The sequence below is a fragment of the Bacillus songklensis genome (assembly GCF_042649685.1).
Taxonomy (GTDB): domain Bacteria; phylum Bacillota; class Bacilli; order Bacillales; family Bacillaceae_H; genus Bacillus_BA; species Bacillus_BA songklensis.
Genome location: NZ_JBHRZT010000026.1, coordinates 1 through 13,422, shown reverse-complemented (window position 1 = coordinate 13,422; position 13,422 = coordinate 1). Strand labels below are relative to the sequence as shown.

General features: G+C 39.2%; 12 protein-coding genes. 9 read left to right on the top strand and 3 right to left on the bottom strand.

Features of this window, described 5'->3' with window-relative positions:
* Positions 1 to 49: 49 nt before the first annotated feature.
* Together ACFOU2_RS07165 and ACFOU2_RS07160 are read right to left on the bottom strand one after the other, a co-directional pair.
* Entirely contained in the window at positions 50 to 430 is a 381-nt protein-coding gene (locus ACFOU2_RS07165) for a sensor histidine kinase (RefSeq protein ID WP_377913683.1), read from the bottom strand.
* 167 nt (positions 431 to 597) lie between these two features.
* Positions 598 to 981, bottom strand: coding sequence for a hypothetical protein (locus ACFOU2_RS07160; protein WP_377913681.1), 384 nt, complete (start codon positions 979 to 981; stop codon positions 598 to 600).
* A 407-nt stretch (positions 982 to 1,388) separates the two neighbouring features.
* Here ACFOU2_RS07160 and ACFOU2_RS07155 point away from each other — a divergent pair, with 407 nt between their 5' ends.
* From ACFOU2_RS07155 to ACFOU2_RS07130, 6 genes are all read left to right on the top strand, one after another.
* A complete protein-coding gene (locus tag ACFOU2_RS07155; RefSeq protein WP_377913679.1) occupies positions 1,389 to 1,853 on the top strand; it encodes a MarR family winged helix-turn-helix transcriptional regulator in 465 nt (154 codons plus the stop codon).
* Between the two features lie 169 nt (positions 1,854 to 2,022).
* A complete protein-coding gene (locus tag ACFOU2_RS07150; protein ID WP_377913677.1) occupies positions 2,023 to 3,717 on the top strand; it encodes a M3 family oligoendopeptidase in 1,695 nt (564 codons plus the stop codon).
* A 608-nt stretch (positions 3,718 to 4,325) separates the two neighbouring features.
* Positions 4,326 to 5,294, top strand: a complete 969-nt coding sequence (locus ACFOU2_RS07145; protein ID WP_377913675.1) for a TAXI family TRAP transporter solute-binding subunit — start codon at positions 4,326 to 4,328, stop codon at positions 5,292 to 5,294.
* 225 nt (positions 5,295 to 5,519) lie between these two features.
* Complete coding sequence (locus ACFOU2_RS07140; protein WP_377913673.1) at positions 5,520 to 6,047, top strand: DUF1850 domain-containing protein; 528 nt, start codon at positions 5,520 to 5,522, stop codon at positions 6,045 to 6,047.
* Positions 6,037 to 7,992 (top strand): TRAP transporter permease, encoded by a 1,956-nt coding sequence (locus ACFOU2_RS07135; protein WP_377913825.1) that lies wholly within the window; start codon positions 6,037 to 6,039, stop codon positions 7,990 to 7,992. Before ACFOU2_RS07140 ends, ACFOU2_RS07135 begins: the two co-directional genes overlap by 11 nt.
* A 364-nt stretch (positions 7,993 to 8,356) precedes the next feature.
* The gene (locus ACFOU2_RS07130; RefSeq protein WP_377913671.1) at positions 8,357 to 8,905 is read left to right on the top strand and encodes a helix-turn-helix domain-containing protein; all 549 of its coding nucleotides are present in this window, start codon (positions 8,357 to 8,359) and stop codon (positions 8,903 to 8,905) included.
* Positions 8,906 to 9,435: 530 nt separating this feature from the next.
* Here ACFOU2_RS07130 and ACFOU2_RS07125 read toward each other — a convergent pair.
* Positions 9,436 to 11,025, bottom strand: coding sequence for an ATP-binding protein (locus ACFOU2_RS07125; protein WP_377913669.1), 1,590 nt, complete (start codon positions 11,023 to 11,025; stop codon positions 9,436 to 9,438).
* 465 nt (positions 11,026 to 11,490) lie between these two features.
* On the opposite strand from ACFOU2_RS07125, the gene ACFOU2_RS07120 reads away from it, so the two are divergent.
* The 3 genes from ACFOU2_RS07120 to ACFOU2_RS07110 all read left to right on the top strand — a co-directional run bounded on the left by ACFOU2_RS07120 (position 11,491) and on the right by ACFOU2_RS07110 (position 13,301).
* Entirely contained in the window at positions 11,491 to 11,712 is a 222-nt protein-coding gene (locus tag ACFOU2_RS07120) for a hypothetical protein (RefSeq protein ID WP_377913667.1), read from the top strand.
* A gap of 185 nt (positions 11,713 to 11,897) precedes the next feature.
* Positions 11,898 to 13,085, top strand: coding sequence for a DHH family phosphoesterase (locus ACFOU2_RS07115; RefSeq protein WP_377913665.1), 1,188 nt, complete (start codon positions 11,898 to 11,900; stop codon positions 13,083 to 13,085).
* 30 nt (positions 13,086 to 13,115) lie between these two features.
* Positions 13,116 to 13,301 (top strand): type Z 30S ribosomal protein S14, encoded by a 186-nt coding sequence (locus ACFOU2_RS07110; protein WP_377913663.1) that lies wholly within the window; start codon positions 13,116 to 13,118, stop codon positions 13,299 to 13,301.
* Positions 13,302 to 13,422: the final 121 nt, after the last annotated feature.

Below are 13,422 nucleotides of genomic sequence, written 5' to 3'. Positions count from 1 at the left end.
TGACTTGGGAAGCGTGTTCGATATGCTTCCCAAGTCAGCCCTCCTATGGTTAGCCATGACTTAATGGAAGTTTAACGGATACTTCCGTTCCCTTATTTACGATGCTTTCAATGGAAATGGTTCCGCCGTACATTTCGACAATTCGCTTGCACACCATAAGGCCGAGCCCGGTGCCGGTATCTTTTGAAGTGAAAAAGGGATGGAAAATCTTTTTTAATTGTTCGGGTGGAATTCCTGTTCCGGTATCTTTTACTTTAATTGTACAATGATGATCGTCTTTTGTAACCGAGAGCCTGAGAATGCCGCCTGTTGTCATGGAATCAAGAGCATTTTTCGTTAAGTTTAACAACACTTGTTTAATTTGATCTTTTGTACAATGAATAAAGATCGGATGTTTGGGAAGGGACAGCATACATTCGATATGGTGCAAATGAGCTTCCGATTCAATAATCGGTTTTAATTCTTCGATTTATTTGCCGTTTCGAATCCAAAATGGGAGTAGCGATGGTTACGATATAGCGGCCTGTCAAGCGGCCGAAATAAGCATTGGATATAGTTGTTGATTTTGTTTTTAAGACATTTTGGAAATAGTTTCGGTCATAGACGTTGATTTTTTTTTTGTAAAGGGTGGGAACCGAACAGCATATTTCCTTTAATATCACAAAAATACAATCCCGAAAGGCGCAAATCTTTTTGATGGGCTCTGGCCAGAATCGACTCGATATATTGATAAGACTCCTTTTCTGGATTGGACGTTAAGGCAATCGTTTCAATCCTTGTCACCGTTTCCCTGATAAACCGGTCCACATAGTTCTTGTGAAAATAAGCCGTGCGTTTTGCATGTTCGGTTTGTTCAGCTTCTAGTTGATTAGTTATCAATTGAGTAAACAAGACGCTTATAATCATGGAAGGGAAGATGACGATGAATAAATATAATTGTAAATTTCGTATTTTTAATTGAGAAATAAAAGGGCGCCTCATTGATGACATAAATCTCCTTATGTAATAATTCCTTCGTTTTATTATAGCAAACCCGCAGGAATGAAAACAGGACAAGGCATTTGTCCGTTACTTTTCTTATAGCTGTGTTAAAACCTAGTGTCGATCTCTAATAAATCCATCCTATAAAAAATAGAGGGGACTTATAATTAGAGGGGAGGCGGTGATTCGAAACAGGAGGCGTTTGACATTTGAAAAGGTTTTTAGTACTATTATCTTGAAATCGAGATACACACTTTTCGGCTAATCAGAACATATGAATATCCACTAAATGTCTGAGCCAGGAAAGTGCCTTAGTGCTTGCTGTTATGAGCGCGTTAAGGGCAGCCGGGCAATTCATTGTCTAGAAGTCTCGGTATTAGCCAAGTTTTCTTTAAAGGATGAGGAAAATGAGTGAACAAGTAAAAAGGGAAGAATTAGATCAATCATTAAAATTATTCATTGTGTTATCAAGAGCCCACCGTGCGATTAATGACCACGTCCATAAATTTATTCAACAACATGGATTGAATCCGACCGAGTTTGCGGTTTTAGAATTGTTGTATCATAAAGGAAGACAGCCGCTGCAACAAATTGGCGGTAAAATCTTGCTGGCAAGCGGAAGCATTACTTATGTTATCGATAAGCTTGAGAAGAAGGAGTTTCTTATGCGTGTCGCTTGTCCGAATGATCGCCGCGTGACGTATGCGGAGATTACGGAAAAAGGGAAAGAGATGATTGAAAGTATGTTCCCAAGCCATGAACAGCGCATCCATGAGCTATTATCCGTTCTTACGCCGGATGAAAAAGCAACAACAATTGATCTGCTGAAAAAACTTGGCCATTATGCAGATGGATATGTGCCTTCAAAATAAAAGAGCCCCTTCGGGCTCTTTTATTTTGCTGTATATTAATCTAATTAACCTATCGGCATAATAAGGAATGATGAAGTGCTCCTCCTTTTGTAAAAAGTGATCTTTTCTGGCACGTTCTGTGCTTCGTCTGGTAAAATGGAAAAAATATATAGGAAAAAGAGGGAAAATGATGAAATTCCGGGAGTATGAATATAATCGCCCTAACATGTCTGTAGTCGAACAGCAAATGAACGAAGCAATTGAGAAGCTTGGATATGCAAAAGCAGTAGCAGAACAGAATGAAGCAATCCAAACAATTAATCGCATCCGTGCTGAATTTGACACCATGTATAACATTTGCCATATACGGCATACGGTTGATACAAATGATGAGTTTTATCAACAAGAGCAAGATTTTATGGATGAAGCCGAACCGCAAATGCAAAGTTTTATTAATCGCTATTATGAAGCGCTCGTTCATTCGCCTTTTCGCGCCGATTTAGAACAAAAATGGGGAAAGCATTTGTTTGCGTTAGCGGAAACACAATTAAAAACATTTTCACCTGAAATCATGGAAGATTTGCAGCTTGAAAATAAACTAGGATCCGAATATACGAAACTGGTCGCTTCTGCCAAAATCATGTTTGAGGATGAAGAACGTACTTTGGCACAATTAGGGCCGTTTTTGGAATCGAAGGATCGTGACATGCGCAAGAGAGCAGCAGAAGCAAGAATTGAATTTTTTAAAGAGCATGAATCGAAGTTTGATGAGATCTATGACAAGCTCGTAAAGGTTCGTACTGGAATCGCCAAAAAACTAGGGTTTTCTAACTTTATAGAGCTAGGATATGCCCGATTGGCACGGACGGATTATGATGCGGAAATGATAAAAGCATATCGTGCCCAAATCCATGAGCACATTGTGCCGCTCGTTGTGGAATTGAAAAAGCGTCAGCGCGAACGAATCGGAGTCGAAAGCCTCAAGCATTACGATGATGGGTTTATGTTTCAAACGGGGAATGCGACACCAAAAGGCGATGCCGATTGGATCATAGAAAACGGAAGACAAATGTATGAAGAGCTATCAGAAGAAACAAAAGAATTTTTTCACTATATGCTTGAAAAAGAGTTAATGGATTTAACAGCCAAAAAGGGAAAGGCAAGCGGAGGATATTGTACATACATTGAGAACCATGAATCTCCATTTATCTTTTCGAATTTTAATGGAACATCAGGGGATATCGATGTTCTCACACATGAAGCAGGGCATGCCTTTCAAGTGTACTGCAGCCGTCATGTCGACATACCTGAATATATATGGCCAACATATGAGGCAGCGGAGATCCATTCCATGAGCATGGAGTTTTTCACATGGCCTTGGATGGAACGGTTCTTTAAAGAAGATGTGGAGAAATATAAGTTCAGCCATCTAAGCGATGCCTTAGTCTTTCTGCCGTACGGAGTGGCTGTGGACGAATTTCAGCATTACATCTATGAACATCCGGAAGTATCTCCAGAAGAAAGAAAGCAAGCATGGCGTCGGATTGAGAAAAAATATATGCCATATAAAGACTATGATGGGATCGATTATTTAGAAAACGGCGGATTTTGGCATCGTCAAATCCATATTTTTACCGATCCGTTTTATTATATCGATTATACTTTAGCTCAAATGTGTGCGTTTCAATTTTGGAAACGAAATCGCGAAAACCATCAGGAAGCGTGGAAGGATTACCTCTACCTTTGCAAACAAGGAGGAACAAAATCATTCACAGAGCTTGTCAAAGCAGCGAATCTAATCTCCCCATTTGAAAAAAACTGTGTTCAGTCTGTGGTAGGAGAGATTGAAGCATACTTGAATGAAATCGATGATCAAAAACTATAATGCCTGTTAAAAAAAGCCGGTGCGGAAAGCCTCAATAAAGACTTTCCGTACCGGCTTTTATGCGCCTCTTTAGAGGATTAAGGCAATTTCACATTTTGTTTTGCATACATATATTGTACAAAGCCTAATGCGTAAATAATGTAACATGGACCGCTTTTGTCCATGTTACATTATTTATGTGGATTCATATAATTAAGGATAGGCCAAGAATTGAATAATACATAAATAGTTTGAAATATCATTCTATTATTTATATTAAATATACAATAATTTATTGAGTTTTATAAATATTATAAATTTATTCTTGGGTGATAATAGAGGAAATTTGGCGATTGGTGCAGAAATTTTAATAAAAGGTAAAACTTTATTTGTTAATTGAAGAATAAGTAATAAAATCAATAGTTTTTAATTTTTAGAAAAAGATATAAAAGAAAGTGGGATATTATTCCAAAAAAATAATTGGAAATGGTTGACAATGGTTGTGCAACAATAATAGAATCTTAGTGTTATTGTATAACAATCTTGTTATCATTCAATGATAATATTATCAATTATTATCATTGGGTTAAATTTCAAGAAAGATAATATATTCATGAGGAGGAATAATTATGAAGCGTAAAAAGTTTCTCTTTTCTTTCGTTTTGCTGCTAACCATGGTGATGATTCTTACAGCTTGCGGCGGCGATGGGAAAACGACTAGTGGTGCAAAGAAACAGATTAGTATCGTAACAGGCGGTACAGGCGGTACATATTATCCGCTCGGCGGAGCAATGGCAGACATCATTTCAGACAATACCGATGCTTCGGCAACAGCTCAAGCGTCCGGTGCTTCTGCAGAGAACATGCAGACTTTGAGTAACGGAGACGCGGATATTGCTTTTACACAAACAGACATAGCCAGTTATGCATCAGAGGGAAAAATGATGTTTGACGGTAAACCAATCAAAAACATTAAAGCAATCGGTACACTTTACCCTGAAACCATTCAGATTGTAACTTTAAAGGAAAAAGGAATTAAGTCAGTAGAAGACTTAAAAGGCAAAACCGTTTCTGTGGGAGCTCCTGGAAGCGGTACTTACGCAAATGCTGAGCAAATCCTTGAAATCCATGGCATGAAAATGGATGATATTAAAGCACAAAATCTATCATTTGATGAATCAACAGAAGGCATCCAAGATGGAACGATTGATGCAGCATTCATTACAGCTGGTACACCGACTGGGGCTGTTGAAAGTTTATCAGCAACAAAAGAAGTTTCCATTATTCCGATTGCTGACGATAAAATCCAAGCATTAATCGATAAATACCCTTACTATATTCAAGACTCGGTGCCAGCAGGTACGTACAAACTGCAGGCTGAGGTGAAAACAGTAGCCGTTCAAGCAATGCTTGCCGTGACTGAGGATTTAGATGAAGAGCTGGTATACGATATAACGAAAACGATTTTCGAAAATACAGACAAGATTACTCATGCAAAGGCTAAATTGATTAAAGCTGAAAACGCAGTAGAGGGTGCCGGCATTCCATTCCACCCAGGTGCAGAAAAATACTTTAAAGAAAAAGGTCTTTTAAAGTAATACATGAGACAAAAGCAGAAAAGTGATGATGGGGCTGGCCCATAGTCCTTCAAGAGAAGGCCATCATATTTTTAAACTGAAATGAACCGTCAAGAAAGCCCAGGGTTTTACTGTATCCTGCAGGACGGTTCATTTTCAGGAGGGTGATTCAAAAGCATGTTCTTTATGTTTTTGAATCACCCTCTTGTCATCACTTTACACTGAAAAGAGAGTCAGAGGATTAGGATGAAAAAGGCAATCATTATTCTTTTTATTAGTGTTATAGGGTTTTTTTCACTACTTTTTGTACCGTCTCAGCCTGCGCTTGTGTTTGAATATGAAAATACAGGGCAATTAGTTGCTTACTTAAAAATGGACAAAGGCTCAACTTTCCAAGTGAAGTATACTCATTCTATTCATTTATCAGATGTAATTGAAACCTATGAGGTTAGCGATACAGGACAGTTAAAACAAAAACAGTTAGAATATGAGGATTTTGCGATCGGGATGCCATCAGATGCCGAAGGTAATGAAAAATTTATTGAAAAAAATGGCCATTATATGATCACCAATATGAACCGAACATTTGATTATATTGACTTGCGTATTGGACAAGTCGTGGCCAATCATACCCTCATTCATGAAAGAAGAAAAATCCCTTTTTCCTCTTTCATGAAAGAAGGTACATGGGTTCGAATCGATTATCGCCTTATCAGCTTATGGGATGTTTTGAAAGGAGTGAACGTGCTTGGACAAAGATCAGATGAAATATGAAGCGCTGACGGAAGAGCAGCAACAGGAACTAATGGAAAAGTATGATCCAGAAGCAAATACGAGAAAGTTAACAGGCGTCTTAAAATGGATGGCATACGGAGGACTGTTAGCCTTCTCCTTATTTCAATTATATACAGCCATTTTCGGTGTATTTACTGCTCAAATTCAGCGATCCATCCACCTGGGATTTGCACTGGCTTTAATCTTTCTACTATTTCCGGCTTCAAGAAAAGAAAAAAAGAGGAAACGCCAAATTGCATGGTATGACGCCATCTTTTCCCTTTTAGGATTAGTTGTAGGTTCTTACTGGCCCTTGTTTATAGGTGATTTGGTCAACCGGGTCGGTCAAGTGACTTCCCTTGATCTACTTGTCGGTTTAGCGGCAATGGTGCTAATCCTCGAAGCGACAAGACGTGTGGTTGGTTTACCGATTACGATTATTGTACTTGTCTTTTTGGCATATGGTTTATACGGCCCTTACATGCCAGGCTTCCTGGCACATCGGGGTTTGACGTTGGAACGCCTCGTGCAAACGATGTTTTTTACAACAGAAGGAATTTTGGGAACGCCCCTTGGTGTATCATCTACATATATTTTCTTATTTCTTCTTTTCGGTTCATTTCTAGTGAAAACGGGTGTTGGGAATTATTTTAATGATCTATCCATTTTCATAGCCGGACGCCGCATTGGGGGCCCGGCAAAAGTGGCCATTTTCTCCAGTGCCCTCCAAGGGACAATCAGTGGAAGCTCAGTTGCTAACGTTGTAACATCAGGGGCGTTTACGATTCCGATGATGAAACGTCTTGGTTACAGTAAAGAGTTTGCAGGTGCTGTAGAAGCATCCTCCTCAACAGGTGGACAGATCATGCCTCCGATTATGGGAGCAGCCGCCTTTTTAATGGTAGAATTTATCGGCGGAGGTATCACGTATTGGGACATTGCAAAGGCTGCAGCTATTCCAGCTGTTCTTTACTTTGCAGGTATTTGGATCATGACCCATTTTGAAGCAAAGCGTATCGGATTAAGAGGATTGTCAAAGGAAGAAATTCCAAGTAAAAAAGAAATTTTTAAAAATATTTATTTACTAGTTCCAATCATAGCGGTTGTGGTGTTATTGATGTCTGGTATGAGTGTGACACGCTCTGCATTGATTTCAATCGTTATTACCATTTTGGGAAGTGCCATTCGTAAAGAAACGCGCATCGGTATTCGTGACTTTTTCGACGCATTGGCAGATGGAGCCAGAACGGCTCTAGGTGTTGCAGCAGCAACAGCGGCAGCGGGGATGATTGTTGGTATCGTCACAAAAACGGGATTAGGATTGAAGCTTGCAAACGGATTGATTGATCTGGCAGGCGGATCCATGATTTTAACCTTGTTCTTTACAATGATTGCTGCGTTAATTTTGGGGATGGGATCACCGACAACAGCTAACTATGTTATTACATCCACAATTGCGGCACCTGCGCTGATTTTGTTAGGAGCACCGGCACTTTCTGCACATTTGTTTGTATTCTATTTCGGTATCATCGCCGATATTACCCCCCCGGTCGCTCTGGCAGCGTTTGCTGCATCAGGTGTATCTGGAGGAGAGCCGATCAAAACAGGAATTCTTTCCTCCAAACTGGCGATTGCAGCATTTATTATCCCATATATCTTTGTACTTTCCCCTGAGATGCTAATGATCGACACAACTTGGTACAATTTAACTTGGGTCGTGATTACATCCTTCACAGGTATGATTGCAGTCGGGGCGGCGATGGTCGGGTACTGGTATCGTCCGCTTGCTGTGGTTGAACGTTTATTAGCAGTTGCAGCCGGTATCATGTTAATCATTCCAGAAGGCACTACGGATATGATTGGGTTTGGTTTATTTGCTGCATTGCTCGTTGTGCAAATTATGTCAACGAAAAATAAAGGGCAATCATCAACAAATACCCTTTAAGATTGAAAAGGGGCTGGCTCAAAAGCCTCTAGATGACGGTAATCATCTATTTTTTCTGTGATGGGCTGTCACCGCTATGCTTGATTTTCCTGGATTTCAATGATGGTTCATCGCAGGAGGGTGTCCCAAGTATGTTCTTTGGGACACCCTCTTTCTTTTACATAGGTTTAGTTAAAGAACGATATTAGTTTTTAATATTTTTGGCTTATTCGTGCGAAATGAGCCAAAAATCTACAATAGTCTTCAACTTAGCTTTTACGTAAAAACTTGACACTGTTAACTTTCATAAAATAACATTATTATCAATAATGATAATATTTAAAAGTGATGCTTTTTACTAAATCTCTTGATCAGAGGTGTTGTTATGAAAAATTCTAAAGCTGATTTAATTTTACACCCTGTACGCCTTCGCATTATACAAGTATTAGCCGGAAAACAAAGATTGACTGCTCAGCAAATTAGCGAAGCGATGCCGGATGTTCCGCAAGCGTCCTTATATCGTCATATAAAAAAACTCGTAGAGGGCGGATTTATATCAATTGTTGATCAGACCCCCATTCGTGGTACCGTTGAAAAGACATACGCTTTAGTGGAAAACAATGAGTATATGTCACCAGAAGAGTTTCGCAGCATGACAAAAGAAGAGCACATGGATTATTTCTTACGTTTTATGGCAGCTGTATTAGGTGATTTTGAAAGATATATTAGCCAAGAAGGATTCGATTTTGTGCGGGATGGAGCAGGCTATCGCCAGGCAACCCTGTTCTTGACGGACGAAGAATTTCAAGAGTTTATACAAAAAATGGGGACGGTCATGATGGAAGCGATCAAGAAAGAGCCGTCAAAAGAGCGAAGAGCCAGAACGCTTACGACCATTATGACAAGTGAAGTAAAAAAACAGATTAAAAAGTAAATGGGAGAAAGAAAAAAAGGGAAGAGCCCGTTAGGTTTGATGCTCCGAAGGCCTTTATAATAGGCAATGGAGCATCCTTTTTATTATATAGGAAAGCATAATTGGCGCTTTGAAATTATCCAGCTGCGGCTCCTACGGTCATTTTCGAAGAACAGGATGTTTAAGCGTCGACGTTGGTCACAGGATGTGAGCGTTCTTTGCTGTAACTTGGCTCGTTCCGCTTTTCTGATACATCCTCCCTCATTTATGAGGACCGAAGATGTAAAGCAGCAACTGAGTTAAATGAATGGAATGGCACTTCTGGTTTTGGTAAAGCTCTTTGTATTTGTTTCCTTTGTATGGTCTATATTCAAGCTCATAAATCATATTTGCTTCATAGTCATTCATAAACATATCGTTCACGCTCCCATTGATTGTTCCTTTGTTCTACCTTAAGGATAATGGAAAAACATGGAGGATACATGAGAGAAGAGAGTGAGATAAGGATACAGATTTAGAATGAAAAAAACTCCTTCTAAAGTATGAAGGAGTTAGGCATGAACGGATTTTTCCGTGTATAAAGGCAATGTTAGCGTCACGGTTGTTCCCTGGTTTTGTTCGCTTGAGATCAAGATGTCCCCTTGATGCCGGCAGATGATTTTTTGGGTCACCACAAGACCGAGGCCGGTGCCACTTTCTTTTGTCGTAAAAAACGGTCTTTGAATATGTTCTAAAATGGATGGAGGAATGCCTGATCCGGTATCGCGTATAAGAATTTCCATATGCTGATCATCTTTTTTAGCCGCATCGATGTGAATGGATCCTCCTTGCGGCATCGCTTCAATCGCATTTTTCAATAAGTTAATAAACACTTGTTTAAGCTGGTTGTTATCACATAAAAGGATACATGAATCAGCAGGAAGATTGAGACCAATGACTACGTTTTTCAATGTGCATTCCGTTTCAAATAACAGAATAACCTCACGTAAAATATCATGAAAAGAATGAGGTGCGAAATACATGGATTGCGGTTTTGCCAGCATAAGAAATTCACCGATAATGGCATTCAACCGATTTAGTTCTGACAACATAACGTTAGTGTATGAATGATATTTCTCGCTGTCTTCGTGAATTAATTGAATAAAGCCGTTTAATGATGTAAGCGGATTACGAATTTCATGTGCCACTCCAGCTGCCATTTCACCAGCCAATGAGAGTTTATCGGCTTGACGAAGCAATTCATCAGTTGCTTTTTTCTCCGTGATATCACGTGAAATTTCCGACAATGCGATGACATTCCCTTTCGAATCATAAATAGGAGAAATAGTAATTTCAACTTCAATGGTTCGCCCGTCTTTACATAGATCTTGTGTTTCAAAACCGATGATTTGTTCTCCCTCACACACCTTTTTAAATCGTTCATACGCTCCCTTTTTTAAATGAGAAGGGACGAAAGGGATAGACATGCCGATAATTTCATCTTTTTTCCATCCATATATGCGTTCAAAAGCAGGATTGACCGTAATGACTTTCCCCTCTAAATCAATCACTGCAATGGCATCATTGTTAAACGTAAAAAAGGATTGTAAATACTCTTGAGTAGAATGTAATTCTTCCTCTGTTTTTTTCGCTTTTAAATGAACGGCAGTCCATAAATCATTTAAAATCTTTGTATAATATAAAAACAATATGGCCGCCAAAAGACCAAAAAGAATAAAGTAAATGAGATCTTGACGTGTAAGATCTGAACGTAATCGATCAAATTGTGTAGTAAAGAAGTAAATGAAAAGAGAAAGGGAGAGAAGAGAAGACACGACAATGGCTTTCGCTTGCTGATAAACGATTGTAAGAATAATTCCTAACAACAGGAAAATTAAATTAACAAGAAGAGGTTCAAGTACGAGCAAATACGTGATATAGCCGTAGTAAACGATAATGGTCGCATACATCGTTAAAAACGGGTGCTTTTTTTTATAGGATAAAAATGTGATCGGAAAAAGAAATAAAAGTCCTGCAAATGGCGATATATAATCCACTTGTTGATCAATCACTACGTAAACGATCGTGTGAATCATATAAAAAATCCATAGAAGTTTAGTCAGTAAGTGATTTCGATTTTCTATCAGCAGCTGTTTTTCCATCTTGAACGTCTTTCTCCAGTTCTTATTTTTCGTTTTTCGACATTTCTTTTTAAAGTTATTCAAATCTTAGCATATTTTGCGGTATTTTGGATATATGTTTTCGTGTATTTTGTCATTTTTATACCGCTCTAATGGGCAGCGAAACGCCTACCAAGTGAAGTTGTACTTGATACAGTACTTTCATAGATAGCGAGTAATGGAAGAATGGACAAATTACAGTCTCTTTAGTTATAAACTATTTTTTAAAAGATGTCGATATGCGTCGTAAAATGAAGGTTTTTGCTTATATGACAGGAGTGATAAGGAAATACCTAGGAAATATTAAAAGATAAAGTGTGTGTAAAGGTTGTGTTATAAAATGGTAAAAAGCCACTTTTGTATGAAAACATTTCATATAATCGAATCAGAGCCGCAGCCAAGCAGTTGACGGCTAAATATATAAATGGATCGAGAGGAGAACATAGTATGAACAAAAGTTTAATGCTCAAATTATTCGGTTCTTTACTGGCAGTTTTCTTAATGACAGCTTGCAGCAGCCAAGACACAAACAAACAAGATGATACGGATATGGAAGAACAACAAGACGGCACAACAGAAGACGAGACAACAGAAGACGAGACAACAGAAGACGAGACAACAGAAGACGGCACGACAGACGAAGGTACTGAAGAATCAACAGAGCAGTAATCATTATTATGTACTCCAAGATCTACATCATTATTGATAATTGAATGAGAGGGGCGAGTCGGGATGACTCGCCCTTTTAGTATTTTAATTATTCCATGTAAAGGGGAACAACAGCGCGGCTTTTTGTGGGTTCACCCCAATATTTTTCACTTGTTGAAACCATACTATGTGAAGGGGTGAAGAACATGTATCGAGTATTATCACATAATGATCTAGATGGAGTGGGCTGCGGCATTTTAGCAAAGCTCGCTTTCGGGGAACAAGTAAAAGTCCGCTATAACTCCATTGCAGGTCTCAATCATGAAGTGGAATGGTTTTTGGAAAATGGTGATAAGCAAACTTTTTTATTCATTACCGATTTATCCGTCAACGAAGAAAACGAGAATAGGCTCGATGACTTCCATCGGGCAGGAGGAAAAGTGCAGCTCTTGGATCACCATAAAACAGCCTTGCATTTTAACGATTACGAGTGGGGGCATATCGTGGTCGAGGACGAGGAGGGCAAGTTGACTTCAGCCACTTCTTTGTTTTACGAGTATCTCGTTAAGAATGAAATGATGGAGCCGTCGAACGCCATTGCCGAGTTTGTGGAGCTTGTCAGGCAATATGACACCTGGGAATGGGAGAGAAATGACAACCAGGCAGCCCAAAGGCTCAATGCTCTGTTTTTCCTTGTGTCAATCGACGAATTCGAGGATAAAATGGTGGAACGACTTAAAAATAGCGATCATTTCTTCTTTGACGAGTTTGAGGAAAAGATACTGGATATGGAAGAGGACAAAATCGAGCGCTATATTCGCCGGAAAAGAAGAGAACTGGTACAAGCTCCTATAGGCGAACATGTTGCCGGTATCGTGTATGCCGAATCTTATCACTCTGAACTCGGAAACGAATTGGGGAAAGAATATCCGCACCTTGATTACATTGCCATTCTGAATATCGGCGGAAAACGAATGGGGTTTCGAACGATTCACGATCATGTGGATGTATCTGAAATTGCGGGCCAGTATGGGGGAGGTGGCCATGCGAAGGCGTCAGGTTGCTCTTTAAATGAAGAAACCTACAGACAATTTGTGACTGAGACCTTTCATCTTGAACCTTTACGCGAGGATGCAAAGAGAAACCGATATAATCTGAAAGATACTTCATTTGGTTCGTTGTATGAAAATCGAATGGAGGAAACGTTTTTTCTCTATCCTGAAGACGAAAATAGATGGGCTGTTGAACACAATGGAGTAAAAATGGAACAAACCTTTACAACCTTTCAAGAAGGGGAAAACTATTTGAAAAGAAATTATTCCGCATGGCTTGTAAGAGACGAGGTTTTTGTTCAATATTTGATGGATTATATGGTAAAAACAAAACGAGTGTGAGAATATCTGATGAACAAAAGAGGTATTTTTATGGCTAAAAAAGCACTTGTTCTCAAAGGAAACAAAGAGCAAAAATTCCAGGTTAGAAATTACACACGCTGCAGCAAATGCGGACGTCCGCACTCTATTTACCGCAAATTTAAATTGTGTCGCATTTGTCTGCGCGACCTGGCATATAAAGGCCAAATTCCAGGATTGAAAAAGGCCAGCTGGTAATAAAGGCAAGGACAGAGTAGGAAAAGGGGGTGACTCAAAAGGAGAAAAATCGCCCCTTTTGAGTCACCCCACGCAAAATGGACCGTTATATAAATCCGGTAATACCAAGGGTTTTGATTGA

What these genes read in the sequence shown, in the direction of transcription:
- ACFOU2_RS07160 (WP_377913681.1), bottom strand. Translation starts at nt 981, where the DNA reads ATGAGGCGCCCTTTTATTTCTCAATTAAAAATACGAAATTTACAATTA.
- ACFOU2_RS07155 (WP_377913679.1), top strand. Translation starts at nt 1,389, where the DNA reads ATGAGTGAACAAGTAAAAAGGGAAGAATTAGATCAATCATTAAAATTA.
- ACFOU2_RS07150 (WP_377913677.1), top strand. Translation starts at nt 2,023, where the DNA reads ATGAAATTCCGGGAGTATGAATATAATCGCCCTAACATGTCTGTAGTC.
- ACFOU2_RS07145 (WP_377913675.1), top strand. Translation starts at nt 4,326, where the DNA reads ATGAAGCGTAAAAAGTTTCTCTTTTCTTTCGTTTTGCTGCTAACCATG.
- ACFOU2_RS07140 (WP_377913673.1), top strand. Translation starts at nt 5,520, where the DNA reads ATGAAAAAGGCAATCATTATTCTTTTTATTAGTGTTATAGGGTTTTTT.
- ACFOU2_RS07135 (WP_377913825.1), top strand. Translation starts at nt 6,037, where the DNA reads ATGAAATATGAAGCGCTGACGGAAGAGCAGCAACAGGAACTAATGGAA.
- ACFOU2_RS07130 (WP_377913671.1), top strand. Translation starts at nt 8,357, where the DNA reads ATGAAAAATTCTAAAGCTGATTTAATTTTACACCCTGTACGCCTTCGC.
- ACFOU2_RS07125 (WP_377913669.1), bottom strand. Translation starts at nt 11,025, where the DNA reads ATGGAAAAACAGCTGCTGATAGAAAATCGAAATCACTTACTGACTAAA.
- ACFOU2_RS07120 (WP_377913667.1), top strand. Translation starts at nt 11,491, where the DNA reads ATGAACAAAAGTTTAATGCTCAAATTATTCGGTTCTTTACTGGCAGTT.
- ACFOU2_RS07115 (WP_377913665.1), top strand. Translation starts at nt 11,898, where the DNA reads ATGTATCGAGTATTATCACATAATGATCTAGATGGAGTGGGCTGCGGC.
- ACFOU2_RS07110 (WP_377913663.1), top strand. Translation starts at nt 13,116, where the DNA reads ATGGCTAAAAAAGCACTTGTTCTCAAAGGAAACAAAGAGCAAAAATTC.